The sequence below is a fragment of the Streptomyces sp. WM4235 genome (genome assembly GCF_001279725.1).
GTDB lineage: Bacteria > Actinomycetota > Actinomycetes > Streptomycetales > Streptomycetaceae > Streptomyces.
Map to the genome: position 1 here is coordinate 1 of NZ_LGDE01000423.1, position 25,659 is coordinate 25,659.

Consider the following 25,659-nt stretch of genomic DNA (forward strand, 5'->3'; position numbering starts at 1 on the left):
GGGCTGGAGGGGTGGGGTCAGACGTGGGCCAGGGGGGTGGTGGTGAGGGTCTCGGTGGGGGTGGCCGCCGTGATCAGGGCGGCCATGACCCGGGTGTCCTTGTCGCGTTCCGGGTGCCACTGGACGCCCACGACCCAGCGGTCCGGGTCGGGGAGTTCGATGGCCTCCACCGTGCCATCCAGGGCGTGGGCCGAGACGATCAGACCCTGGCCCAGGCGGTCCACGGCCTGGTGGTGGTAGGTCGGCACGTCCGCCTCCTCCGGCACCAGCGCCGCGTACCGGGTGCCCGCGACCGGGCGGACCGGGTGCGAGGAGATGGCGCCCGGGGTGTGGACGTGGCCGTCGAGGTGCTGGATCAGGCTGCCGCCCAGGGCCACGTTCAGCGCCTGCATGCCCCGGCAGATGCCGAGCAGCGGGAGGTCCGCGGCCAGGGCGGCCCTGATGAGGGCCAACTCCCACTCGTCGCGGACCGTGGCGGGTGCGCCCGTACGGGGGTCGCGGGGGGCGCCGTAGTGGACGGGGTCGACGTCCGGGCCGCCCGCGACGACCAGGCCGTCCACCCGGCTCAGCACCTCCGCCGCGCGTCCCGGTTCGTCGGGCGGCAGCAGTACTGCGGCGCCGCCCGCCGCCTGGACGAGTTCGTAGTACCCGGAGGGGACGAGGGCGGTCGGGAGGTCCCACACGTTGTAGCGGGTGGATTCCTCGACGTAGGTGGTGATGCCGATGAGCGGCCTGGGCACGGGTGCTACCTCCAGGGTGGTTCCGGGGTGGTGCGACGGACCCGTACCGGCGAACCGGTACGGGCCCAGGATTTCAGTCGCGGGTCAATTCCGCCTCGGCGGCCGCCAGCGCCGCGAACTCCTCCTCGGGCGCGGAGGCCACCAGGTGGTGGCGGCTGTAGAGCGCGAAGTAGGCGAGGGCGACGGCGTACACGGCCAGCGCGATGAAGGCCGCGTCCTTGTCCACGAGGAAGGTCGCGACGAGCGCCGAGAGGGCCAGGACGAAGGCCACCGAGGAGGTGACGATGCCGCCCGGGGTGCGGTACGGGCGCTCCAGACCGGGCTCCCGCCGGCGGAGCACGATGTGCGAGAGGGCCATCAGGGCGTACGAGATGGTCGCGCCGAACACGGCGATGTTCAGCATGCGCGGACCGTTGCCGGTGGCGGCGGCCAGGGCGAAGCCGATCGCGCCGGGGATCAGCAGGCCCAGGTACGGGGCCTTGCGCTTCGAGGTCAGGGACAGGAAGCGCGGCAGGTAGCCCGCCCGGGAGAGGGCGAACAGCTGGCGCGAGCCGGCGTAGATGAGGGAGAAGAACGACGCCACGAGGCCCGCGAGTCCCGCGTAGTTGACGAACGTCTTCAGCCACGAGAGGCCGGAGTTGCCCTCCAGGGCGACGACCAGCGGGTTGCCGGCGTCCTTGAGGACGTCGGCGCCGCGGGCGCCCGTCGAGGCGAGGAAGGTGATCAGGGCGAGCAGGACGAGGATGCCCATGGAGATCGACAGGGCCCTGGGCATCGAACGGACCGGGTCCTTGGCCTCCTCCGCCGCGAGGGGGACGCCCTCCACGCCCAGGAAGAACCACATTCCGAAGGGGAAGGCGGCCCAGATGCCGAGGACGCCCAGCGGAAGCCAGGAGCCCGAGCCGAAGGCGCTGCTGTCGACGGCGATGTCGTTCAGGTTCGACGCGTCGAACTCGGTGAACGCGCCGAGCGCGAAGACGATCAGCGCGATCACGGCGACGGCGGTGACGACGAGGGAGAAGCGCAGGGCCTCGCCGACGCCCCACAGGTGGATTCCGATGAAGATGGCGAAGCAGGCGAGGTAGACCGGCCAGCCGGAGGTCAGGCCGAAGAGGTTCAGGGATTCGACGTAGTCGCCGATGAAGATGGAGATCGCGGCGGGGGCGAGGATGTACTCGATGAGGATCGCGGTGCCGGTGAGGAAGCCGCCCCACGTGCCCAGTGCCCGGCGGGCGAAGCCGTAGCCGCCGCCCGCCGTGGGCAGGATCGCGGAGAGTTCCGCGAGGGAGAAGACCAGACAGGCGTACATCGTGCCCATCAGGACGGTGGCGATGGCCAGGCCGCCGAAGCCGCCTTGCGCCAGGCCTATGTTCCAGCCGGAGAAGTCCCCGGAGACGACGTACGCGACGCCGAGACCGGTGAGCAGCAGCCAGCCGGCGCTGCCGCGGCGGAGCGTGCGGCGTTCCAGGTAGCCGTCGCCGCCCTCGGGGGACGTGGTGGGATCGGCCGCGGCTGTCAGCCGGGCCTCGGTGTCGTCGGCCATGTGCGCTCCTGCCTAGGGCAATGGTTGTGAGGCGTACCTTTGCGTCATGGGAGTGGAGCGCGCAAGACCCCTGCGTTAAACAGGGGTTACGAAACGCTCTCGGTCCGAAACCTGGCTGAATCAGCCATGAAGGGCTGATTTCAGGCCAGAAATCCCCGCAGGAGCGCCGCCGTCCCGCAGCAGTGTTCGCGCATCGTCTCTCGCGCCGCGTCCGCGTTCCCCTCCAGGACCGCGTCCACCACGGTCGAGTGCTGCTGCTGCGAGTGCTCCAGGTTGCGCACCAGCAGCGGAATGCAGTCCAGCAGGTCGTTCACGGTGGCGCGGACGGCCGCGTACTGGGCCGTCAGCGTGGCCGAGCCGGCCAGTTCGCACAGGGTGAGGTGGAACAGGGTGTCCTGGCGGCGGTAGTCCGCGAGCGGGGCGTCGTGGGTGGCGGTCAGCGCGCCGAGCAGCCGCTCGGCGCCCTCCTCGGTCAGCCCCTGCGAGGCACACAGCCCGGCCGCGCCCACCTCCAGCACCTCGCGGAAGCGCAGCGCGTCCTCGATGTCCACGCCCGCCACCCGCCGCCGCAGCTCCTGCTCGGCGCCGCCGGCGGGGGTGTCGGGGCGGTTCAGCACGAACGTTCCGCCGTACCGGCCGCGACGGGCCTCCACCAGGCCCTGGTCCTGGAGCACCTTCAGCACTTCCCGCAGGGTCACCCGGCTGATCCCCATCCGCTCGGCCAGCTCGCGCTCGGCCGGAAGCCGCTCCCCGCCCGGTACCAGGCCCAGTCGGACGACCTGGAGGATCTGCTCCAACGCCTCCTCGAAACCGTTGCCCGCCCGCACCTGTCGCAGCACGGGATTCAGCCGTGCGATCGCGTCGCCTTCACTGGTCGTATCGGACATCTCGGCCCCTCCCCTTCCCAAGCAATGGTTCTGTTCAATACCTTAGGCGCACTCGGCTCACCGAAGGAGAGATTCCAGTGGTAGACCGCAAGCCGCCGCTCGCGATCGAGGAGCTCCGCTCCCTCGTCGCCAGCGGTGAGATCGACACAGTCGTCCTGGCCTTCCCCGACATGCAGGGGCGCCTCCAGGGCAAGCGGTTCGCCGCACAGTTCTTCCTCGACGAGGTACTCGCCCACGGCACCGAGGGCTGCAACTACCTGCTCGCCGTCGACACCGACATGAACACCGTCGACGGATACGAGATGTCCTCCTGGGACCGCGGTTACGGCGACTTCGCCATGCACCCCGACCCGGCCACCCTGCGCCGCCTCCCCTGGAACCCCGGCAGCGTCTTCCTCCTCGCCGACCTGGCCTGGAACGACGGCTCGCCGGTGGTCGCCGCCCCGCGCCAGATCCTGCGCCGCCAACTGGAGCGCCTCGCCGACCTCGGGTACACCGCCATGGTCGGCACCGAACTGGAGTTCATGGTCTTCCAGGACACCTACGAACAGGCCTGGAACGCCAACTACCGTGACCTGACACCGGCCAACCAGTACAACATCGACTACTCCGTCCTCGGCACCGGCCGCATCGAGCCCCTGCTGCGCCGCATCCGCAACGAGATGCAGGCCGCCGGCCTCGTCGTCGAGTCCGCCAAGGGCGAGTGCAACCTCGGGCAGCACGAGATCGTGTTCCGCTACGACGAGGCGCTCACCACCTGCGACCAGCACTCCGTCTACAAGACGGGAGCCAAGGAGATCGCGGCCCAGGAAGGCGTCTCGCTCACCTTCATGGCCAAGTACGACGAGCGCGAGGGCAACTCCTGTCACATCCACCTCTCACTGGGTGACGCCGACGGACACAACGCGATGGCCGGCGGACCCGACGACCCCGACGGCATGTCACCGGTGATGCGTCACTTCCTGGCCGGCCAACTGGCCGCGCTGCGGGACTTCTCCCTTCTCTACGCCCCGAACATCAACTCCTACAAGCGTTTCCGCCCCGGATCCTTCGCACCGACCGCCGTCGCCTGGGGCGTGGACAATCGGACCTGCGCACTCCGAGTGGTCGGCCACGGCCGCTCCATGCGCTTCGAGAACCGCCTGCCGGGCGGCGACGTCAACCCGTACCTCGCCGTCTCCGGCCTCGTCGCCGCGGGCCTCTACGGCATCGAGCACCGCCTGGAACTGCCCGAGGCCTGCGCCGGCAACGCGTACACCGCGGACTACGCCCACGTCCCCACCTCCCTGCGGGAGGCCGCGGAACTCTGGGAGAACAGCGAGATCGCCAAGGCCGCGTTCGGCCCGGAAGTCGTCGCCCACTACCGCAACATGGCGCGCGTGGAACTCGACGCGTACGACTCCGCGGTGACCGACTGGGAACTGCGCCGCTCCTTCGAACGCCTCTGACCGCACCCACCCCGCACCCACCGCACCCGAACGTCTGAGAGGCACCACGTGTCCGATGAGCTGGCCCCCCTCGATCTGAGAGTGCTGAACCCGGCCACCGAGGAGATCGTCGCCACCGTCCCGACCGCCACACGGGACGATGTCGACGCCGCCGTCACCAGGGCCGCCGCGGCCCAACGGGCCTGGGCCGCGGCCTCACCCGCCGACCGCGCCCGACTGCTGCGCCGCTTCGCGGCGGTGGTCGACGGACACGTCGAGGAACTCGCCGCCCTGGAGGTCCGGGAAGCCGGACACACCATCGGCAACGCCCGCTGGGAAGCCGGCAACGTACGCGACCTGCTCGACTTCGCCGCCGGGGGAGTGGAACGACTCTCCGGTCGGCAGATCCCGGTCGCGGGCGGCATCGACGTCACCTTCCTCGAACCCCTCGGCGTCATCGGCGTGATCGCCCCCTGGAACTTCCCCATGCCGATCGCCGCCTGGGGCGTGGCACCCGCCCTCGCCGCGGGCAACGCCGTCATCCTCAAGCCCGCCGAGACCACCCCCCTCACCGCCCTGCGCCTCGCCGAACTCGCCCTCCAGGCCGGGATCCCCGAGCACCTCTTCCAGGTGCTCCCCGGCCGGGGCGCGATCACCGGCGACGCACTGGTCGAACACCCCGGCGTCGCGAAGATCGTCTTCACCGGCTCCACCCCCGTCGGCAAGCGGATCATGGCCAAGTGCGCCGACCGGGTGAAGCGGCTCACCCTCGAACTCGGCGGCAAGAGCCCCAACATCGTCTTCGCCGACGCCGACCTGGAGGCCGCCGCCGCGGCGGCCCCGATGTCCTTCCTCGACAACACCGGCCAGGACTGCTGCGCCCGCACCCGGATCCTCGTACAGCGCTCCGTGTACGACCGGTTCCTCGAACTCGTCACCCCCGGCATCGAAGGCGTGCTCGTCGGCGACCCGTCCGACGAGAAGACCCAGATGGGCCCGCTGATCTCACAGGCGCAACGGGAGCGCGTACGGTCCCACGTGACCGACGACCTCACCGCGATCCGCGGCACCGCCCCCGACGGCCCCGGCTTCTGGTACCCCCCGACCCTCGTCGTCGATGTCGACCCCACCGCGCCCGTCGCCGTCGAGGAGGTCTTCGGCCCGGTCGCCGTCGTCCTGCCCTTCGAGGACGAGGAGGACGCCGTGCGCCTGGCCAACGCCACCACGTACGGGCTCTCCGGCTCCCTGTGGACCCGCGACATCGGCCGCGCCCTGCGCGTCTCGCGCGCCGTCGCCGCGGGCAACCTGTCCGTCAACTCCCACAGCAGCGTCCGCTACTGGACGCCCTTCGGCGGCTACAAGCAGTCCGGCCTCGGCCGGGAGCTCGGACCCGACGCCCTCACCGCTTTCACCGAGACCAAGAACGTCTTCATCAGCACGGAGGCCTGAACCCACCATGACCACTTCCGACAACGAGATCGTCTGCCGCCGCCTGGTCGGCCGTACCGCCGTCATCACCGGAGCCGGCAGCGGCATCGGTCTCGCCACCGCGCGCCGCCTCGCCTCCGAGGGCGCCAACATCGTCTGCGGGGACATCGACGAAACCGCCGGCAAGGCCGCCGCCGAGGAAGTCGGCGGAACCTTCGTCAAGGTCGACGTCACCAGCCCCGAGGAGGTCGAGGCGCTCTTCAAGACCGCCTTCGACACCTACGGCTCCGTCGACATCGCCTTCAACAACGCGGGCATCTCACCCCCCGACGACGACTCGATCCTCACCACGGGCCTGGAGGCCTGGAAGCGGGTCCAGGACGTCAACCTGACCTCCGTCTACCTCTGCTGCAAGGCCGCCCTGCCCTACATGCAGCGCCAGGGCCGCGGCTCCATCATCAACACCGCCTCCTTCGTCGCGATCATGGGCGCCGCCACCTCCCAGATCTCCTACACCGCCTCCAAGGGCGGCGTGCTCGCCATGTCCCGCGAACTCGGCGTGCAGTTCGCCCGCGAGGGCATCCGCGTCAACGCGCTCTGCCCGGGACCCGTCAACACCCCGCTCCTCCAGGAACTGTTCGCCAAGGACCCCGAGCGCGCCGCCCGTCGCCTCGTCCACATCCCGCTGGGCCGGTTCGCCGAACCCACCGAGATCGCCGCGGCCGTGGCCTTCCTCGCCAGCGACGACTCCTCCTTCATCAACGCCACCGACTTCCTCGTCGACGGCGGCATCGCCGGCGCGTACGTCACCCCCCTGTAGCCGACCCGCGGGCACGCGCCCTCCCCTCGACCACCCCCCGACAGCCGGGCGTCGCACGACGCCCGGCTGTCGTGCTCCACCATCCGCGACGCCCCCGCAGGAATCAGGAGTGCCCACCCCCATGACCCGATCCGGTCCCGCGCGACGCCTTCGGGCCGTCGCGGCCGCCGCGGCGATGGCCGCCGGCTCCCTCGCCGCCACCGCGCCCGCCGCCCAGGCCGCCCACCCCGGCGGCCACTGCACCACCCCCACGCTCGAAGCCGGCTGGTACGGGGACAACCAGGCCCGGCTCCAACGGCTCCTCGACACGTACGGCACCTGCGCCCCGTACCGACCGAACCGCGACAAGCCCGTCGCCGTCTTCGACTGGGACAACACGGTCGTCAAGAACGACGTCGGCGACGCCACCATGTTCTGGCTGCTGCGCAACGGCAAGATCCGCCGCCCCGCCGACGGCGGCTGGGCCGGCACCAGTCGCCACCTCACCCCGGCCGCCGCCGCGGCCCTGGCCGACGCCTGCGACCGGCTCGCCCGCCCCGGCGCCCCGCTGCCCACCGGCACCCCCGCCGGCGCCGACTGCGCCGACGAGGTCAACGCCGTCTACGGCACCGCCGCCACCCGGTCCGGCGCCGCCGCCTTCGCCGGCTGGGACCACCGCACGACCGAGCCCGGGTACGCCTGGCTGTCCCAGCTCACACGGGGCTGGACCGCCCGCGAGGTCCGCGGCTTCGCCGCCGCCGCACGGGCCGAGAACCTGGCCGCGCCCGTCGGCGCGAAACAGCGCGTCGGCACCACGACCGCCACCGGCTGGGTCCGCTACTACGACCAGCAGAAGGACCTCATCCGCGCCCTGCGGAAGGCCGGCTTCGACGTCTGGATCAGTTCGGCCTCGCCGCAGCCGGTCGTCGAGGTGTGGGCCCGGGGCGTCGGCATCGACGCCGACCACGTCATCGGCATCCGCAACACCACCACGCGCGACGGCCGTTACACCGCCCACCTCCAGGGCTGCGGCTCCGTCAAGGACGGCGCCGACACGATGATCACGTACATCGACGGCAAGCGGTGCTGGATCAACAAGGAGGTCTTCGGGGTACGGGGCGCCGCCGCCGAGAAGGTCCAACCGGCCGCCCGCCGCCAGGTCTTCGCCGCCGGCGACTCCGACACCGACATCTCGTTCCTGCGCGACGCCACCGCGCTGCGGCTCGTCCTCAACCGCAACAAGAACGAACTCATGTGCCGCGCCTACGACAACAGCGACGGCAAGTGGATCGTGAACCCGATGTTCATCGAGCCGAAGGGCCGCAAGGCCGGCCCGTACCCGTGCGCGACGACGGGTCACGTCGAGCGCGACGGCACCCCGGGCCCCGTCCGCCGCGGCGACACGAGCGTCATCCCCGACCAGCAGGACACCGTGTACTGATCGGCCCGGCTCGCCGCGACGGCCTAGAGGAACGTGCGGCCCTCGCCCCGGTACGTCGGGGCGGTGGCCGTCACCCGATCACCCTCGACGAGGTGCAACGTGTCGAAGCGCTCGCACAGTTCGCCCGCCTTCGCGTGCCGGAACCACACCCGGTCGCCGATCAGCAGATCGTCGGCCGGGCCGCCGAGCAGCGGCGTCTGGACCTCGCCGGCGCCCTCCTGCGGGTCGTAACGCAGGCCCGCGGGGAGGTACGGCACGGGCAGCCGGTCCGGGCCGGGCGCACCCGAGGCCGGATACCCGCCGCCGAGCACGGTCACGACCCCCACGCCGGGCCGGCGGACCACGGGCTGGGCGAACAGGGCGGCCGGCCGCCCCCGGAAGGACGTGTAATTGTCGAACAGCCGCGGCACGTAGAGCCCCGAACCGGCGGCGATCTCCGTGACCGCGTCCTCGGCGGCGGTCTGCTGCACGCTGCCGGTGCCGCCCCCGTTGACGAACTCCAGGTCGGGCACCACCGCACGGACGGCCCGTACCGTCTCGGCGCGACGGGCCGCCAACTCCCTGCGAGCCGCGCCCTGCATCAGGCGGATCGCCCGGGACCGCAGCGGGCGCCCGGCCAACGAGTCGCCGACACCGGCGACATGACCCTCGTAGCCCATCAGCCCCACGACCCGGAACCCCGCACGGGCCGAGACCGCGCGGGCCAGGTCCGCGAGCTGCCGCGGCTCGCGCAGCGGCGAACGGCGGGCGCCCACCCGGACCCTGCCGCCGAGGAGGTGCAGCGCGGTGTCCAACTCCAGACAGACCCGGATCTCCTGGGAACCCCCGTCCCTGGCCCGGTCGATGAGTTCCACCTGGGCGAGGTCGTCCACCATCACGGTGATCGCCCCGGCCAGTTTGGGGTCGTCCGCGAGTTCCGCGAAACCGGCGAGGTCGGCGGAGGGATAGGCGAGGAGCACGTCCTCGAACCCGGAACGGGCCAGCCAGATGCTCTCGGCGAGGGTGTACGACATGATCCCCTCGAACCCGGGTCGGGCCAGCACCCGTTCGAGCAGCACACGACACCGGACGGACTTGCTGGCCACCCGGATCGGCTTGCCGGCCGCACGGCGGACGAGGTCGTCGGCGTTGGCGTCGAACGCGGCCAGATCCACGATGGCCAGCGGCGCGTCGAGGTGGGCGGTGGCCTTGTCGTACCGGGCACGGTCGGAAGTCATGGCGGCAGCCTGCCATGCCCGTGTACCGGTGGGTAGGGGGTGCGTGTCACCACCCCGCGCGGCCGAGAACGACCACCATTCGGCCGTGACCCCGGCTTCCCCGCCCGGGACGCGGCCCCGACGAGCGGGTCGGCCGCCCTCCGGCGACCCGGGGTCGACCGCGCACCCCTTCCACCCCCCTGCCGGGGCCCCCGTACAGTACGGGGAAGGCCGCAGCGTAAGAACGGGGGCGGAGCAGCCGGATGACGACGTCCACACCGCAATCGCCGGTCCTGGCCGAGACCGACCCGCCCCCGCGCCGGCGCCCCGCACGCGTGACGGCCGCCGTCCTCTTCGGGGTGTTGGGAACCGGCCTCGTCGGCGGAGCCGCGTTCACCGCCTGGATCGAACACCGGGAAGCACAACGCCCCGTGGCCCCCGACGCCGCCTACCGCAAAGCGGCCACGCTCTGGCGCGACGCCCCCGTCGACCGCCTCTTCCCGCCCTCCCTCGACGGCCGCGACAAGGGCCCCGACGGCGCCGACCGGGCCTGGACCCGGATCGCGCTCGCCCCCGACGCCGACTGCCCCGCCGCCCTCGACGCCACCTGGCGCGCGACCCTGGCCGACACCGGCTGCACCCGCGTGCTCCGCGCCACCTACATCGACTCCACCCGCAGCTCCCTGATCGCCGTCGGCCTGGTCTTCACCACCGCGGACTCCACCACGATGGCCGGCTTCCGCGACCGGATGACCCTCCCCTCCGCCTTCGGGTTCTCCGACTCCCGGCGCGCCGCCTGGACCGCCACCCCGATCGCGGGCGCCCCCGCGATCGTCTACACCGTCTCCGCGTTCGCCGACGGCCGCGCACCCGACGCCCCCCGGCCCGCCGAGGAGGCCGTCCGGCAGGACGCGACCGGCGTCGTGGCCGAGTCCGGCCTCGGCCACGACGCCAAGGCCGTCGCGTCGGAGGTGGGACGCGCGGTCACCGCCCTGGCCGCCCCGCCCGCGTCACCCGCCCCGGACCGGAAGGCCCGACCGTGAGCGTCCCGCTCCTGAGCCGCCCGGGCGTGAGTCGCTCCCGCGCCGCCGCCGCACTCGCCCTCGCCGTCCTCCTCGCCGGAGCCGGCGCGCACCCCGCCTCCGCCGACGCCATCCGGGACCGCCAGTGGGGCCTGCTGGCCCTGCGCGCGGAGGAGGCGTGGGGAACCACCCAGGGCGACGGGGTCACGGTCGCCGTCCTCGACACCGGCGTGGACGCCACCCACCCCGACCTCGCCGGCCAAGTGCTCGACGGCACCGACCTCGTCGGCATGGGCGCCGGCCGCGGCGACCGCGCCTGGGCCCGGCACGGCACCGCGATGGCGAGCATCATCGCCGGACGCGGCCACGGCCCCAGCCGCGGCCAAGGCATCCTCGGCATCGCCCCGCAGGCCAGGATCCTGCCGGTACGGGTGATCCTGGAAGAGGCCGACCCGGGCCGGGCGAAGGCCCGCGGAAGCAAGTCCGGGGCCCTCGCCGAGGGCATCCGCTGGGCCGCCGACCACGGCGCCGACGTCATCAACCTCTCGCTCGGCGACGACAGCGAGTCCGCCCACCACGAGGGCGCCGAGGACGAGGCGGTCCGGTACGCGCTCGGCAAGGGCGTGGTCGTCGTCGCCTCCGCGGGCAACGGCGGCGAGCGCGGCGACCCCACCTCCTACCCGGCCGCCTACCCGGGGGTCATCGCCGTCACCGCCGTCGACCGCGAGGGCCGCAAGGCCGACTTCTCCACCCGCCACTGGTACGCGACCGTCAGCGCCCCCGGCGTGGACGTGGTCATCGCGGACCCCGACCGCTCCTACTACGAGGCGTGGGGCACCAGCGCCGCGGCCGCCTTCGTCTCCGGCACCGTGGCCCTCGTCAAGGCCGCGCACCCGGACCTGTCCCCGGCGCAGATCAAGAAACTGCTGGAGGACACCGCCTCCGACGCCCCGGCCGGGGGCCGCGACGACGCCAGGGGCCACGGCACGGTCGACGCGGTCGCCGCCCTCCAGGCCGCGGACGGGCTCCGCCCCGAAGCGCCGCTGCCCACCCCCGTCCCGGCCGGCCGGGAGTACTTCGGCCCCGGCCCCGAACCCGTCCGCCCGCCGCAACGCTCGCCGCGCCTGGGGCCCCCGGCGGCCGCGGCCGCGGGTGTGGCGCTGCTCGCACTGGCCGGCGTACTGGCCCGGCGCCCGAGGGTTTCCCGGCGGGATAGGGTCGGTTGATTGTGGCGAACAAGAACATTCCCGACCCCGGTTTCTCCGACGACGACGGCTCGGCCGATCCCGTCCTGAGTTCGGCCCTGGCCGCCTGGTCCCAGGACAAGGCGCTCGAACCGGAGGTGTTGGCCGCCCTCAAGGGCGCCCGCCTGCTGGTCCCCGTGGTCGCGGTCCTCGGCGAGGTGGAGACCGACCCGGAGACCGGGCTCAAGCGGGAGAAGACCAGCGACATGGCCGTCCCCACCCTCACGGCGGGGGACCGGCGTGCGCTGCCCGCCTTCACCTCGATCGCCTCGCTGGCGCTCTGGGACCCGACGGCCCGCCCGGTCGCGGTGCCGCTGCACCAGGCCCTGGCCGCGGCGGCCCACGAGAAGGCCGACACGATCGTCCTCGACCTGGCCGGGCCGGTGACCTATCAGCTGACCGGCCCGGCGCTGCTCGCCCTCGCGGAGGGCCGCACGGGTACGAGCCCGGTCGACGACCCCGCCGTGCGCGAGGCCGTACGGGCGGCCGTGGCCGCCGAGCCCGCCGTGCTCCGGGCCCACCTGGTCGCGGGGCGGGGCGACGCCGACGGGACGCTCGCGATCGTGCCCGCCGCCGACGCGCAGCCGGCCGCGACCGCGCGCCGGGTGGCGGAGGTCATCGCCGCCGACGAGACCCTGCGCGGCCGGCTGGTGCGCGGGCTGGACCTGGCACTCCTGCCGCCCGACGCGCCGGCCCCGCCCGGCGAGCCGCTGTACGTCCGCTGAGACGCGAACGGCGCCGGGCCCCTCGGATGATTCCGAGGGGCCCGGCGCCGTTCGCGTCCGGGGCGGGACGCGGCATGCGTCCCGGTCAGGAGAAGACGGGACCGGTGAACTTCTCGCCCGGCCCCTGACCCGGCTCGTCCGGCACCAGGGAGGCCTCGCGGAAGGCCAGCTGGAGCGACTTCAGGCCGTCGCGCAGCGGAGCCGCGTGGAAGGAGCTGATCTCGGTGGCGCTCGCGGTGACCAGTCCGGCCAGGGCGGTGATCAGCTTGCGGGCCTCGTCGAGGTCCTTGTGTTCGGAATCCGGCTTGTCCAGGCCCAGGTTGACCGCCGCGGCGCTCAGCAGGTGCACGGCCACCGTGGTGATCACCTCGACGGCGGGCACGTCCGCGATGTCGCGGGTCATGGCGTCGTAGTCGGGGGCGTGGTCGGCGTCGGTGGCGGGAGTGGGGGTCGCGTCAGTCATGTCCCACACGATAAGCCGGGCCGGGCGGCCCGCCGACCGGTGCTCGGGGTGAGCGGGTCCGGCGCACGGTGCTATATTGGGCTGACGACCGGCCGGAGACGTATGTCCCCGGCCCACAAGTGGAGGCTCCGATCTCCCACCTGACCGCCCTCCGGGGTGGCGGGTCACCGGTCAGGCGGTATCCATCGTTCCGTACGGACGATGGAAAGCTGCCCGAGTTGCGCCCCGCGTTCGCATGCGGCGGTGCTCCGGTCTTTTGGAGCCCCTGCCTGTGCCCGGCGGGGCTTTTTTCATTCCCCGCCGCGGTTGGTCTGACGACAATATCGTCAGCGGCTGTCTGCCAGGCAGTCGTGTGGTGCTACCGAGGAGGATCCATCAGCACCGAGCCCCGCATCAACGACCGGATTCGCGTTCCCGAGGTACGACTCGTCGGTCCGAGCGGCGAGCAGGTCGGCATCGTGCCGCTTGCGAAGGCGCTTGAGCTCGCGCAGGAGTACGACCTCGACCTGGTCGAGGTCGCGGCGTCCGCACGCCCGCCGGTCTGCAAGCTCATGGACTACGGCAAGTTCAAGTACGAGTCGGCCATGAAGGCCCGTGAGGCGCGCAAGAACCAGGCGCACACGGTCATCAAGGAAATGAAGCTCCGGCCGAAGATCGACCCGCACGACTATGACACCAAGAAGGGTCACGTCGTTCGGTTCCTCAAGCAGGGCGACAAGGTCAAGATCACGATCATGTTCCGTGGTCGCGAGCAGTCCCGACCGGAACTCGGTTACCGACTGCTGCAGCGCCTCGCCTCGGACGTCGAGGACCTCGGGTTCATCGAGTCGAACCCGAAGCAGGACGGCCGAAACATGATCATGGTTCTCGGTCCGCACAAGAAGAAGACCGAGGCGATGGCCGAAGCCCGCGAGGCGCAGGCCGCCCGCAAGGCCGAGCGCCAGGGTGTCGCCCTCACCGACGACGAGGCTCCTTCCGAGGACGTCGTCGAGGTGACGGAGGACGCCGACGACACGGTCGCCTCCGCCGAGGCAGCCTCCGACGAGGCGGACACCTCTCACGAGGCACCTGCCGAGGCCTGATTCCGGGGCAGCCCGTCTCGGATCACCGACACAACATGACGCTCCCGTGAGCCGGTCCCGAAAAGGGCCGGTGGGGGCGCCACCGACGAGGAGATAACGGCGCTATGCCGAAGAACAAGACGCACAGCGGTTCCAAGAAGCGCTTCAAGATCACCGGCTCCGGCAAGGTGCTCCGTGAGCGCGCCGGCAAGCGCCACCTGCTCGAGCACAAGTCGTCCCGTGTCACCCGCCGCCTGACCGGCACCGCGGAGATGGCTCCCGGCGACGCCGCGAAGATCAAGAAGCTTCTCGGCAAGTGACGCTCGCCGCTCCCACCACGGGAGCGGGACGTCAAGACCGGGACCCCATCGAATTCGGGTCGTGTGAAGACAACCACGGCCCCGCTACAAGGAGTTAAAAAGTGGCACGCGTCAAGCGGGCAGTAAACGCCCACAAGAAGCGCCGGGCGATCCTCGAGGCGGCCTCCGGCTACCGCGGTCAGCGTTCGCGCCTGTACCGCAAGGCCAAGGAGCAGGTCACCCACTCGCTGGTCTACAACTTCAACGACCGCAAGAAGCGCAAGGGCGACTTCCGTCAGCTGTGGATCCAGCGCATCAACGCCGCTGCCCGCCAGAACGGCATGACGTACAACCGCCTCATCCAGGGTCTGAAGGCCGCCAACATCGAGGTGGACCGCAAGATCCTCGCGGAGCTGGCCGTCAACGACGCCAACGCGTTCGCCGCGCTCGTCGAGGTCGCGCAGAAGGCGCTTCCGGCCGACGTCAACGCCCCGAAGGCCGCTGCCTAAGGCGTAGCCGGCCGCATCACGCGACCGGCACCCACGGACCCGCAGGCTCCACGCCTGCGGGTCCGTGTGCTTTCGCCCCGCACCGCCGGGGCGGGACCTCGCACCCCGCCACCACGTTGGCTCCCGCGACCCGCCGGGCTCCGTCCGTCGGCGAACCCCGCGGAGCCACGCTCCGGACCCCGAGAGAGAACCGCAGACACATGGGCACCCCCGAGCTGATCTCCCCCCGATCCACCCGGGTGGCCGCCGCCAGGCGCCTGGCGCGGCGCAACTTCCGCACCAAGGAGCGCCGGTTCATCGCCGAGGGCCCGCAGGCGGTCCGCGAGGCCGTCGAGCACCGCGGCCCCCAGGGCGCGTCGACCCTGACCGAGCTGTTCGCCACCGTCGAGGCGGCCGAACGCTACGCCGACATCGTCGAGGCCGCGCTCCTGGCCGGGGCGCGCGTGCACTACGCCGACGACGAGGTGCTCGCGGAGGTCTCGCAGACCGTCACCCCGCAGGGCCTGGTCGGCGTCTGCCACTTCCTGGACTCGCCCTTCGAGGACATCCTCAAGGCCGGCCCGAAGCTCGTCGCCGTCCTCGCCCACGTCCGCGACCCCGGGAACGCCGGCACCGTGCTGCGCTGCGCGGACGCCGCCGGAGCCGACGCCGTGGTGCTGACCGACGCCTCCGTGGACCTGTACAACCCGAAGTCCGTACGGGCCTCGGTCGGCTCCCTCTTCCACCTCCCGGTCGCGGTCGGCGTGCCGGTGGAGCAGGCCGTCGAAGGGCTGCGGGCCGCGGGCGTACGGATCCTCGCCGCCGACGGAGCAGGCGAGGACGACCTCGACGCCGAACTCGACGCGGGCACCATGGGCGGTCCCTCGGCCTGGGTGTTCGGCAACGAGGCCTGGGGCCTGCCGGAGGAGACCAGGGCCCTGGCGGACGCCGTCGTCAGGGTCCCGATCCACGGCAAGGCCGAGAGCCTGAACCTCGCCACGGCCGCCGCCGTGTGCCTCTACGCCTCCGCGCGTGCACAGCGGGCGCCCGGAGGGTGCCGCTCCGTGACCCCCAGCTAGTAATGTGGCGGCCCGGGGGGCCCACTGCGCTACTCGGAGATGTGGGGTACGGGGACATGAGCGTCGGTACGAACAGCACGCCGGCGGCCGCCGAGGCGGCCGGACCGCCGCCCCCGGCCGTGCCCGCCCGGGCCGCCCGGGGCGTGCCCACGCAGGCCACGCCCGCCCGCGCCGCCGACCGGCAGCAACCACCCGTGTCGGAGTTCGCCGCTCTCGCGGTCGACCCGGACGACCTGCCCGACGGCCTGGTCGTCGCCGACCACACGGGCCGCGTCATCTGCTTCAACTCCGCCGCCGCCCGCATCACCGCCCTCCCGGCGGGCGGGGCGATCGGGGCGCGGATCGACCGCGCGCTGCCGCTGGAGGACCTCGAAGGCCGCCGCTGGTGGGCGCTGACCGACCCGTACGGAGGCCTGGCCACCCGGCGCGGCCAGCCCGAGCGGAACCTCCTCCTCCCCGGCGGGCGGGAGGTCCTGGTCTCCGCGCGCTACGTGCGCACCCACCCCACCGGCCCGCTCACCCGCCTGGTGGTCACCCTGCGCGGAACCGAGGCCAGGCGGCGCACCGAACGCAGCCACGCCGAACTGATCGCGACCGTCGCGCACGAGCTCAGGTCGCCGCTCACCTCCGTGAAGGGGTTCACGGCGACCCTGCTCGCCAAGTGGGAGCGGTTCACCGACGACCAGAAGCGGCTGATGCTGGAGACCGTCGACGCCGACGCGAACCGCGTCACCCGCCTCATCGCCGAACTCCTCGACATCTCCCGGATCGACTCCGGGCGGCTGGAGGTCCGCCGGCAGCCCGTGGACGTCGCCACCGCCGTCGGCCGGCACGTCCAGGCGCTCACCGCGAACGGCCAGGCCCCCGAGCGGTTCTTCGTACGCGTCAGCCGTCCCCTGCCCGATCTCTGGGCAGACCCGGACAAGATCGACCAGATCCTCGGCAACCTCCTCGAAAATGCGGTGCGCCACGGCGAGGGAACCGTCACCATCGACGTGTCGCCGACCACCTTCGCGAACGCCGCGGGGAAGACCGAGAAGGGAACCGCCGTCACCGTGACCGACGAAGGCCCCGGGATCCCCGAAGAGTCGATGGGACGCGTCTTCACCCGCTTCTGGCGCGGCAGCAAGCGCGGCGGCACCGGGCTGGGCCTGTACATCGTCAAGGGCATCGTGGAGGCCCACGGCGGGACCATCACGGTCGGCCGCGGTCCCGACGGCGGCGCCGAGTTCCGATTTATCCTGCCCGTCGCCGCCCCGGCCTATCTCACGCAGTAACCCTGCGGAGGGTCTCGCCAGGCGGCCCACGGGCTCCTTCACCCCCGGCGACCTTTAGACTCGACCTTTGGCACCTTTGTGTCCTTGTGCAGAAACGGGTCGGTCGAGACTGTCGAGCGGGTCGCGCGGGGATCCACCAGCCAGCCATCGGAAGTACGGGAAGAGATGTCGGCACCGAACAAGTCGTACGACCCTGTCGAGGTCGAGGCACTGAAACCGGAAGAGATCGAGCGCATGCGGGACGAGGCGCTCGCCGCCTTCGCGTCCGCCGGCGACCTCGACGAACTTCGCGAGGCGAAGACCGCGCACATGGGCGACCGCTCGCCCCTGGCGCTCGCCAACCGCGAGATCGGCGCCCTGCCGCCCCAGGCCAAGGCCGAGGCGGGCAAGCGCGTCGGGCAGGCCCGCGGCGCCGTGAACAAGGCCTTCGGGGCCCGCACGGTCGCGCTGGAGGCCGAGCGCGACGAGCGGGTGCTGGTCGAGGAGGCCGTGGACGTCACGCTGCCCCACGACCGGATCCCGGCCGGCGCCCGGCACCCCCTGACCACGCTGATGGACCGCATCGCGGACATCTTCACGGCCATGGGGTACGAGGTCGCGGAAGGGCCCGAGGTCGAGGCGGAGTGGTTCAACTTCGACGCCCTCAACTTCACCCCCGACCACCCCGCGCGCCAGATGCAGGACACCTTCTTCGTCCAGGGGCCCGAGGGCACCGAGGGCGACGAGTCCGGTGTCGTGCTGCGCACCCACACCTCCCCGGTGCAGGCGCGCTCGCTGCTGGAGCGCAAGCCCCCCGTCTACATCGTCTGCCCGGGCCGGGTGTACCGCACCGACGAGCTCGACGCGACGCACACGCCCGTCTTCCACCAGGTCGAGCTGCTCGCCGTGGACGAGGGCCTGACCATGGCGGACCTCAAGGGCACCATGGACCACATGGTCCAGGAGCTGTTCGGCGAGGGCACCACCACGCGCCTGCGCCCGCACTTCTTCCCGTTCACCGAGCCGTCCGCCGAGATGGACATGCAGTGCTACGTGTGTCGCGGCGCGTCGGTGGGCAACCCCGACCGCCCGTGCCGCACCTGCTCCAGCGAGGGCTGGATCGAGCTCGGCGGCTGCGGCATGGTCAACCCCAAGGTGCTCGTCGCCTGTGGTGTGGACCCGGAGAAGTACAGCGGCTTCGCCTTCGGATTCGGCATCGAGCGGATGCTGATGTTCCGTCACAACGTGGAAGACATGCGAGACATGGTCGAGGGTGACGTCCGTTTCACCCGGCCGTTCGGGAGTGAGATCTGATGCGCGTCCCGCTTTCCTGGCTGCGGGAGTACGTAGACCTCCCCGCAGGTGAGACCGGCCGCGACGTGGCCGCCAAGCTCGTCGACGCCGGCCTCGAGGTCGAGACCGTCGAGCAGCTCGGCGCCGGGCTCAAGGGCCCCCTCGTCGTCGGTCAGGTCCTGACCATCGAGGAGCTGGAGGGCTTCCGCAAGCCCATCCGCTTCTGCACGGTCGACGTCGGTCAGGCCAACGGCACCGGCGAGCCGCAGGAGATCGTCTGCGGCGCCCGGAACTTCGCCGTCGGCGACAAGGTCGTCGTGGTCCTGCCCGGCGCGGTGCTGCCCGGAGACTTCGCGATCGCCTCGCGCAAGACGTACGGCAAGACCTCGCACGGCATGATCTGCTCCGGCGACGAGCTGGGCATGGGCGACGACGGCACGCACGGCATCATCGTGCTGCCGCACGAGCACGAGGTCGGCACCGACGCGATCGAGCTGCTCCAGCTCGTCGACGAGGTCCTCGACATCGACATCACCCCGGACCGCGGCTACTGCATGTCGATGCGCGGTGTGGCCCGCGAGGCCGCCACCGCCTACGGCCTGCCGCTGCGCGACCCGGCGCTGCTCGACGTACCCGCGCCGAACTCGTACGGCTACCTCGTCAAGATCGACGACCCGGCCGGCTGCGACCGCTTCACCGCGCGCACCGTGACCGGTCTCGACCCCGAGGCGCGCTCCCCGATCTGGCTCAGCCGCCGCCTGCAGAAGGCGGGCATGCGCCCGATCTCGCTCGCCGTCGACATCACCAACTACGTGATGCTCGAACTCGGTCAGCCGCTGCACGCCTACGACCGCTCGCGCATCGACGGCGCCATCGGTGTCCGCCGTGCCGAGCAGGGCGAGAAGTTCACCACCCTCGACGGGGTCAAGCGCACGCTCGACGCCGAGGACCTGGTGATCACCGACAACAGCGGCCCGATCGGGCTCGCGGGTGTCATGGGCGGCGCCAACACCGAGATCGCCGACTCCGTCACCGACCCCGAGACCGGCCGGGTCACGGGCACCACCGACGTGGTCATCGAGGCGGCGCACTTCGACGCCGTGTCGATCTCGCGCACCGCACGCCGCCTCAAGCTGTCCTCCGAGGCCTCCAAGCGCTTCGAGCGCGGCGTGGACCCGCAGGCCGCCGCCGCGGCCGCGCAGCGCACCGTGGACCTGCTCGTGCTGGTCGCCGGCGGCACCGCCGAGGCCGGCGTCACCGACCTCATCGCCCCGGGTGCCCCGCGCACCATCGCCATGCGCGCCGACCACCCGGACCGGGTCGCGGGCATGGACTACGGTCGCGAGACCGTCGTCCGCCGCCTCCAGGAGATCGGCTGCGACGTCTACGGGCAGGACGAGCTCGTCGTCACCGTCCCGTCGTGGCGCCCCGACCTCGCCGAGCCCAACGACCTCGCCGAAGAGGTCATCCGGCTGGAGGGCTACGGCAACCTGCCGTCGACCCTGCCGCAGGTGCCCTCCGGTCGCGGTCTGACCGCCCGGCAGCAGCTGCACCGCCGGGTGGGCCGCGCGCTGGCCGGCGCGGGCTACGTCGAGGTGCTCAGCTACCCGTTCCTGGGCGAGGGCGTCTTCGACCAGCTCCAGCTGGCCGCGGACGACTCCGCCCGCCGGGTCGTCAAGCTCGTCAACCCGATCTCCGACGAGGAGCCGGCGCTGCGCACCACGCTGCTGCCGGGTCTGCTGAACGCGCTGCGGCGCAACGACAGCCGGGGCAGCCACGACCTGGCGCTCTTCGAGACCGGTTCGGTCTTCCTCGCCGGCCCGCAGCCGGGCGTCGCCGTACGACTGCCCGTCGACCGGCGTCCCACGGACGAGGAGATCGCCACCCTCGACGCGGCCCTTCCGGCCCAGCCGCGGTACGCCGCGGTCGTGCTGGCCGGAGCGCGCGAGCAGGCCGGCTGGTGGGGCAAGGGCTACCCGGCCGGCTGGGCCGACGCCGTCCAGGCGGCGCGCTCGCTGGCCGTCGAGGCCGGCGCCGAACTCACCGTGCGCCAGGGCCGGTACGGCCCCTGGCACCCGGGCCGGTGCGCCGAGCTGCTCGTCACCCTCGACGGGGTGGAGACGGTCATCGGCCACGCCGGTGAGCTGCACCCGCGCGTGGTCAAGGCGATGGGCCTGCCGGCCCGCACCAGCGCCATGGAACTCGACCTGGACCGCCTCGCGGCGGCCGGCGGCGAGGCCCTGCGGGCGCCCCGGATCTCCTCCTTCCCGGTGGCGACCCAGGACGTGGCGCTGATCGTGGACACCGCGGTACCCGCCGCGGCGGTCGAGGACGCGCTGCGCAGCGGAGCGGGCGAACTGCTGGAGTCCCTGCGGCTGTTCGACGTGTTCACCGGTGAGCAGGTGGGCGAGGGCAAGAAGTCCCTCGCGTACGCGCTGCGCTTCCGGGCGACCGACCGCACGCTGACGGCCGAGGAGTCCACGGCCGCGCGCGACGCGGCGGTGGCCCTGGCCGGCGAGCGGACGGGCGCGGTGCTGCGGGGCGTGTGACCGCACCGCCGACACAGGCCTGCCGAGGGGCGCATCCGGATCACCGGATGCGCCCCTCGGTCGTTCGGTACAGGGGGTGGAAGCGCTGTGGGGTGCGCCGGCCGCACGCACCGGACCCGGTGGATGGGCCCGGTGCGCGTTCGGCCCGGTTCCGGCGGTTCCCGGCGACCAACCGGGCTCCGGCGGAACCGTGGCGCGCCGCCCGTCCTGCCGTGGAGTGTCGGGCAGACAACAGAACGGGCGGCGCGGTGCCGGGTCGTCGCACTGTACGAGGGGGAGCCGACGACCCGAGCGGCCTCTTCACGAGGCCCTTAAGTGAAGCGCTCCGGGGCGCCTTCGCGGCAGGGTGCGTATCGCATTTATGCGCGTACTCGTTTCACACCCCGTGTGAACCGCGCACCCATTAGCCTGATGCGGACGAGCCCTTGGAGGGCCCCATGCAGCCCAATGCCCTGCTCGACGCCCTCCTCGCAGAGGCGGGCATGTCCCACGCCGGACTCGCCGCGCACGTCAACCAGGCGGGCCGCGGCCTCGGACTCGCGCTGCGCTACGAACACACCGCCGTCTCCCGCTGGTTGAAGGGGCAGCGACCGCGCGGCCAGGTGCCCGTGCTGATCTGCGAGGTGCTCGGCGGGCGGCTGCGCAGGCCCGTCACGCTCGACGACGCCGGGCTCGGCGCCGGAGGTCGGCCCGCGCCCCACGCGACCCCGCTGAACGGGTTCGTGGACCGGGCCGCCGCCCTGTGGCGCGCCGACGAACAGGGCCGCTCCCCGTTGCGGTCCGACGAGGCGGTCACCGGCACCTCGGCCGTCATGCCGGTCTGGGAGTGGGAGAACCCGCCCGAGGACTGCGACGTGTCCCGGGACGGCCCGCTGCGGATCGGGCCCGAGCACATCGAGGTCCTCAGGGCCGCCCGCGCGCACTACGAGTTGATGTACCGCAGGGCCGGCGGGATGGCCACCCGCGCACGGATCGTCCGCTTCCTGGGCAACGAGACCGCGCCCATGCTGCGCGGAAGCTACCCCGACGCGCTGGGCCGACAACTGCACCGGGCCACCGGCTCGTTGGTGGCGGTCGCGGGCATCTGCGCGTACGACTCGGACGCCCACGGGGCGGCCCAGCGGTACTTCCACCAGGCCCTGCGGATGGCGAAGGCCAGCGGGGACCGGGGGCTCGGGGCGTACGTGATCGCGCTGCTCGTCAACCAGTCGCTGTACCTGGGGGACCACCGGCAGGCCGTGGCGTTCGCCGAGGCCGCGCTGCGGGCCGCCGGCCGGCACACCACCCCGGCGCTGGCCGCCGACCTGCACGCGATGCAGGCCAAGGCGTACGCCCGACTCGGCGACGGGGCGGCCGCGTTGGCGTGCATCCGGCAAGCGGAGGCGGAGGCGGAGCGGATCCGACCCGGTACCGAGCCGGCGGAGACGGGATACGTGCAGCCCGGGCTGGTCAACGTTCAGGTGGCGGAGGCGCTGCTCGCCCTCGGCGACCTGGAGGCGGCCCACACCCAGGCGGAGGCGGCCGTCGGGACGCCCGCGCACGACCGCGGGCGGGTCCATCGGCTGGCGATCCTGTGCGAGGTGCAGTTGCGGCAGGGGGAGCCGGACCGGGCGGTGCCGGCGGCGGTGGAGATGGCCGAGCGGGTCCGGGGCATGGAGTCGCAACGGCTGCGGGATCGGCTGAGGGCGGTCAGGGAGAGGCTCCTGACCAGCGGTTGTGCCAGCGCGGAGGAGACCGCCCGGCTCATCGACGGGGCGCTGCGCGTTCCCCTGTAAGGGGTCGGACTGCTGCCATGTTGCTACCGACGATTCGGAAGGTGGCACAACCGTGCAGTGGATGAACCTGAGTGAGCAGACCGTGTACAAGAACCGCTGGTTCGATGTGAACCTCGCGGATGTGGAACTCCCCGACGGCCGGCACCTGGACCACTTCGTGATCCGGCTGCGTCCGGTGGCGGTCGCCACCGCCGTCAACGCGGCCAACGAGGTGCTGCTGCTGTGGCGGCACCGTTTCATCACCGACAGCTGGGGTTGGGAACTGCCCGCCGGTGTGGTCGAGGACGGCGAGGACGTGGCCGTCGCGGCCGCCCGGGAGATGGAGGAGGAGTCGGGTTGGCGGCCCGGCCCGCTCCACCACCTGATGACCGTGGAGCCCTCCAACGGGCTGACCGACGCCCGCCACCACCTCTACTGGGCGGACGGGGCCACGTACATCGGTCACCCCGAGGACGACTTCGAGTCCTCGCGCCGCGAGTGGGTCCCGCTGAAGCTGGTGCCGGACATGATCGCGCGCGGCGAGATCCCGGCCGCCAACATGGCGGCCGGGTTGCTGCTCCTGCACCATCTGCGGCTGGGCTAGTCGATCTCTTTCGGCCCGCCCCGGACGATCAGGCGTACGGGTAGAAGCCCGAACCCGTCTTGCGGCCGAGGCGGCCCGCGTCGACCATGCGCTGGAGCAGCGGGGGAGCGGCGTACAGCGGCTCCTTGAACTCCGCGTACATCGAGTCCGCCACCGAGGCCACCGTGTCCAGGCCGATCAGGTCCGCGAGCTTCAACGGACCCATCGGGTGGGCGCAGCCCAGCTCCATGCCGTTGTCGATGTCCTCGCGGCTCGCGATGCCGGACTCGAACATCCGGATCGCCGACAGCAGGTACGGGATGAGCAGCGCGTTGACCACGAAACCGGATCGGTCCTGGGCGCGGATCGCGTGCTTGCCGAGCACGTCCCGCACCAGGGCCTCGGCCCGCTTGATGGTCTCCTCGCCCGTGGTCAGCGCCGGGATCAGCTCGACGAGCTGCTGCACCGGGGCCGGGTTGAAGAAGTGGATGCCGATGACCTGGTCGGGCCGCGAGGTGGCGACGGCCAGCTTGACCAGCGGGATCGAGGAGGTGTTGGAGGCGAGGATCGCGTCCGGGCGGGTGACCACCTGGTCGAGGACCTGGAAGATCTCCGTCTTGACCTGCTCGTTCTCGACGACGGCCTCGATGACGAGGTCGCGGTCGGCGAACTCGCCGAGGTCGGTGGTGAAGGTGAGGCGGGCCAGGGTGGCGTCCCGCTCCTCCTCGCTGATCTTGCCGCGTTCGGCGGCCTTCATCAGGGAGTTGTGCAGCCGGGTGCGCCCGATCTCCAGGGCCTCGCCGGTGGTCTCGGCGACCATCACCTCAAGACCGCTGCGGGCGCACACCTCCGCGATGCCAGCGCCCATCTGGCCACAGCCCACCACGCCGACGCGTGCGATGTCGGTCGGGAGGGTAGAGAGGTCCGTCACATCGTGCCTTTCGCTGCTCATCCATCGCGGGTCCCCCGTACTGGGCAGTGGTAACTGCGTTCCGGCGCCCGCCACGCCCCCCGACGTTACCCCCGACCTTGCCCCGGCCGGCGGGCCGGGGCGGGCATGCTGGGCGCACGCAACGCATTGTCACGGAACGGAACGGAGTCGTCACATGACGTACATCGGGCGGCGGGGACTGCTGGCGGCGGGCGCGGGGCTACTGGCCTCGGCCACGGGGGCGGGACCCGCCGGGGCGGCGGGCAGGACACGACCCGAGGAGCGAAGGCCGGTGCCGACGGGGGCGCCCGCCTCCGAGCTCCGGGGGATGTGGATCGCCTCCGTACAGAACGTCGACTGGCCCTCGGAGACGGGGCTCTCGGCCGCCGCGCAGCGCACGGAACTCCTCGCGCTCCTCGACACCGCCGTCGAGCGCCGGCTCAACGCGGTGGTCCTCCAGGTCCGGCCCACCGCCGACGCGATGTGGCCCTCCGCGCTGGAGCCCTGGTCCCAATGGCTGACCGGGACCCAGGGGGTCGACCCCGGCTGGGACCCGCTGGGCACGGCGGTCACCGAGGCCCATGCGCGGGGGCTGGAACTGCACGCCTGGTTCAACCCGTACCGGGTGGCCAACCACACCGACCCGACCCGGCTCGCCCCCGCGCACCCGGCGCGCCGCAACCCCGGCTGGACGGTCCCGTACGGAGGCAAGCTGTACTACAACCCGGGACTGCCCGAGGTGCGGGCCTTCGTGCAGCGGGCCATGCTCGACGCGGTCGCCCGCTACCCGGTCGACGCCGTGCACTGGGACGACTACTTCTACCCGTACCCCGTGGACGGCGTGGACTTCGACGACGACGAGGCCTTCGAGGAGTACGGCGGCTCCTTCGCCTCCCTCGCCGACTGGCGGCGGCACAACACCGACACCCTGGTGAAGGAGATGTCCGAGCAGCTCCGCACGGTCCGCCCGGGGACGAGGTTCGGCATCAGCCCGTTCGCGGTCTGGCGCAACCAGGAGTCCGACCCGCTCGGCTCCCCGACCCGGGCGGGCATCGGCACGTACGACGACCTGTACGCGGACACCCGCAAGTGGGTCAAGGAACGCTGGATCGACTACATCGCGCCGCAGGTCTACTGGCAGATCGGCCACCCCACCGCCGACTACGCCTCACTCGTGCCGTGGTGGGCGCGCACCGTCGAGGGCACGGGCGTCGACCTGTACGTGGGGGAGGCGCTCTACCGCTGCGACGCCGCGAGCCCCACCGCCGCGTGGCGCGACCCGGGAGAGCTGTCGCGTCACGTGCGCTTCGCCCGGGATCACGCGCAGGTCCGCGGCCACTGCTACTTCTCGGCGAAGCAGGTGGTCGCGGACCCCAACGGGGCGATGGCCAGGGTGGTGGCCGATCACTATCCGACGCGCGTGCCGCCGCGTTGAGCCTCGGCGTCGCCCT

23 protein-coding genes are annotated in these 25,659 nt (G+C 72.3%); 17 read left to right on the forward strand and 6 right to left on the reverse strand.

Annotation, left to right across the window (positions count from 1 at the left end):
- Positions 1-17: 17 nt before the first annotated feature.
- The 3 genes from ADK55_RS24295 to ADK55_RS24305 form a co-directional block, all read right to left on the reverse strand.
- Complete coding sequence (locus ADK55_RS24295; protein WP_053681907.1) at positions 18-740, reverse strand: gamma-glutamyl-gamma-aminobutyrate hydrolase family protein; 723 nt, start codon at positions 738-740, stop codon at positions 18-20.
- A 73-nt stretch (positions 741-813) separates the two neighbouring features.
- Positions 814-2,283: an ethanolamine permease gene (gene eat, locus ADK55_RS24300; RefSeq protein WP_053681908.1), complete on the reverse strand. Its 1,470-nt coding sequence runs from the start codon at positions 2,281-2,283 to the stop codon at positions 814-816.
- A 140-nt stretch (positions 2,284-2,423) separates the two neighbouring features.
- A complete protein-coding gene (locus ADK55_RS24305) occupies positions 2,424-3,170 on the reverse strand; it encodes a FadR/GntR family transcriptional regulator (RefSeq protein WP_053681909.1) in 747 nt (248 codons plus the stop codon).
- A 77-nt stretch (positions 3,171-3,247) separates the two neighbouring features.
- On the opposite strand from ADK55_RS24305, the gene ADK55_RS24310 reads away from it, so the two are divergent.
- From ADK55_RS24310 to ADK55_RS24325, 4 genes are all read left to right on the forward strand, one after another.
- Entirely contained in the window at positions 3,248-4,618 is a 1,371-nt protein-coding gene (locus tag ADK55_RS24310; RefSeq protein WP_053681910.1) for a glutamine synthetase family protein, read from the forward strand.
- A gap of 48 nt (positions 4,619-4,666) precedes the next feature.
- A complete protein-coding gene (locus tag ADK55_RS24315; protein WP_234350222.1) occupies positions 4,667-6,046 on the forward strand; it encodes an aldehyde dehydrogenase family protein in 1,380 nt (459 codons plus the stop codon).
- A gap of 7 nt (positions 6,047-6,053) precedes the next feature.
- Positions 6,054-6,845: a 3-oxoacyl-ACP reductase gene (locus tag ADK55_RS24320; protein ID WP_053681911.1), complete on the forward strand. Its 792-nt coding sequence runs from the start codon at positions 6,054-6,056 to the stop codon at positions 6,843-6,845.
- 121 nt (positions 6,846-6,966) lie between these two features.
- Complete coding sequence (locus ADK55_RS24325) at positions 6,967-8,265, forward strand: haloacid dehalogenase-like hydrolase (protein WP_078999342.1); 1,299 nt, start codon at positions 6,967-6,969, stop codon at positions 8,263-8,265.
- 23 nt (positions 8,266-8,288) lie between these two features.
- Here ADK55_RS24325 and ADK55_RS24330 read toward each other — a convergent pair whose 3' ends face one another.
- Positions 8,289-9,482, reverse strand: a complete 1,194-nt coding sequence (locus ADK55_RS24330; RefSeq protein WP_053681912.1) for an amino acid deaminase/aldolase — start codon at positions 9,480-9,482, stop codon at positions 8,289-8,291.
- Positions 9,483-9,724: 242 nt separating this feature from the next.
- Between ADK55_RS24330 and ADK55_RS24335 the strand changes: the two genes are divergently transcribed.
- From ADK55_RS24335 to ADK55_RS24345, 3 genes are read left to right on the forward strand one after another with little or no spacing between them, the layout of a single operon-like run.
- Positions 9,725-10,504 (forward strand): hypothetical protein, encoded by a 780-nt coding sequence (locus tag ADK55_RS24335; protein WP_053681913.1) that lies wholly within the window; start codon positions 9,725-9,727, stop codon positions 10,502-10,504.
- Positions 10,501-11,709 (forward strand): type VII secretion-associated serine protease mycosin, encoded by a 1,209-nt coding sequence (mycP, locus tag ADK55_RS24340; RefSeq protein ID WP_234350223.1) that lies wholly within the window; start codon positions 10,501-10,503, stop codon positions 11,707-11,709. The genes ADK55_RS24335 and mycP overlap by 4 nt, the downstream gene beginning before the upstream one ends.
- 2 nt (positions 11,710-11,711) lie before the next feature.
- A complete protein-coding gene (locus tag ADK55_RS24345; protein WP_053681914.1) occupies positions 11,712-12,452 on the forward strand; it encodes an SseB family protein in 741 nt (246 codons plus the stop codon).
- 85 nt (positions 12,453-12,537) lie between these two features.
- On the opposite strand, the gene ADK55_RS24350 is transcribed toward ADK55_RS24345, so the two are convergent.
- The gene (locus ADK55_RS24350; protein WP_053681953.1) at positions 12,538-12,915 is read right to left on the reverse strand and encodes a DUF1844 domain-containing protein; all 378 of its coding nucleotides are present in this window, start codon (positions 12,913-12,915) and stop codon (positions 12,538-12,540) included.
- Between the two features lie 350 nt (positions 12,916-13,265).
- Here ADK55_RS24350 and infC point away from each other — a divergent pair, with 350 nt between their 5' ends.
- The 9 genes from infC (at position 13,266) to ADK55_RS24395 (ending at position 23,298) form a co-directional block, all read left to right on the forward strand.
- The gene (infC, locus tag ADK55_RS24355) at positions 13,266-13,997 is read left to right on the forward strand and encodes a translation initiation factor IF-3 (RefSeq protein WP_053681915.1); all 732 of its coding nucleotides are present in this window, start codon (positions 13,266-13,268) and stop codon (positions 13,995-13,997) included.
- A gap of 104 nt (positions 13,998-14,101) precedes the next feature.
- Positions 14,102-14,296 carry a 50S ribosomal protein L35 gene (gene rpmI / locus ADK55_RS24360; RefSeq protein WP_030387121.1) on the forward strand — a complete coding sequence of 65 codons (195 nt, stop codon included), beginning with the start codon at positions 14,102-14,104 and terminating at the stop codon, positions 14,294-14,296.
- Between the two features lie 101 nt (positions 14,297-14,397).
- The gene (rplT, locus tag ADK55_RS24365; RefSeq protein ID WP_007263143.1) at positions 14,398-14,784 is read left to right on the forward strand and encodes a 50S ribosomal protein L20; all 387 of its coding nucleotides are present in this window, start codon (positions 14,398-14,400) and stop codon (positions 14,782-14,784) included.
- 200 nt (positions 14,785-14,984) lie between these two features.
- On the forward strand, positions 14,985-15,842 hold the full coding sequence (locus tag ADK55_RS24370) for a TrmH family RNA methyltransferase (protein ID WP_053681916.1): 858 nt from the start codon (positions 14,985-14,987) through the stop codon (positions 15,840-15,842).
- A gap of 56 nt (positions 15,843-15,898) precedes the next feature.
- The gene (locus ADK55_RS24375; RefSeq protein ID WP_053681917.1) at positions 15,899-17,119 is read left to right on the forward strand and encodes a sensor histidine kinase; all 1,221 of its coding nucleotides are present in this window, start codon (positions 15,899-15,901) and stop codon (positions 17,117-17,119) included.
- 165 nt (positions 17,120-17,284) lie between these two features.
- Positions 17,285-18,412, forward strand: coding sequence for a phenylalanine--tRNA ligase subunit alpha (gene pheS / locus ADK55_RS24380; RefSeq protein ID WP_053681918.1), 1,128 nt, complete (start codon positions 17,285-17,287; stop codon positions 18,410-18,412).
- Positions 18,412-20,940: a phenylalanine--tRNA ligase subunit beta gene (gene pheT / locus ADK55_RS24385; protein ID WP_053681919.1), complete on the forward strand. Its 2,529-nt coding sequence runs from the start codon at positions 18,412-18,414 to the stop codon at positions 20,938-20,940. Before pheS ends, pheT begins: the two co-directional genes overlap by 1 nt.
- Before the next feature lie 437 nt (positions 20,941-21,377).
- The gene (locus tag ADK55_RS24390) at positions 21,378-22,715 is read left to right on the forward strand and encodes a hypothetical protein (RefSeq protein WP_053681920.1); all 1,338 of its coding nucleotides are present in this window, start codon (positions 21,378-21,380) and stop codon (positions 22,713-22,715) included.
- Positions 22,716-22,776: 61 nt separating this feature from the next.
- Positions 22,777-23,298 carry an NUDIX hydrolase gene (locus tag ADK55_RS24395; protein ID WP_384615821.1) on the forward strand — a complete coding sequence of 174 codons (522 nt, stop codon included), beginning with the start codon at positions 22,777-22,779 and terminating at the stop codon, positions 23,296-23,298.
- Positions 23,299-23,326: 28 nt separating this feature from the next.
- On the opposite strand, the gene ADK55_RS24400 is transcribed toward ADK55_RS24395, so the two are convergent.
- On the reverse strand, positions 23,327-24,229 hold the full coding sequence (locus ADK55_RS24400; RefSeq protein WP_053681922.1) for a 3-hydroxybutyryl-CoA dehydrogenase: 903 nt from the start codon (positions 24,227-24,229) through the stop codon (positions 23,327-23,329).
- 154 nt (positions 24,230-24,383) lie between these two features.
- Here ADK55_RS24400 and ADK55_RS24405 point away from each other — a divergent pair, with 154 nt between their 5' ends.
- Positions 24,384-25,643, forward strand: coding sequence for a glycoside hydrolase family 10 protein (locus ADK55_RS24405; protein WP_053681923.1), 1,260 nt, complete (start codon positions 24,384-24,386; stop codon positions 25,641-25,643).
- Positions 25,644-25,659 lie beyond the last annotated feature (16 nt).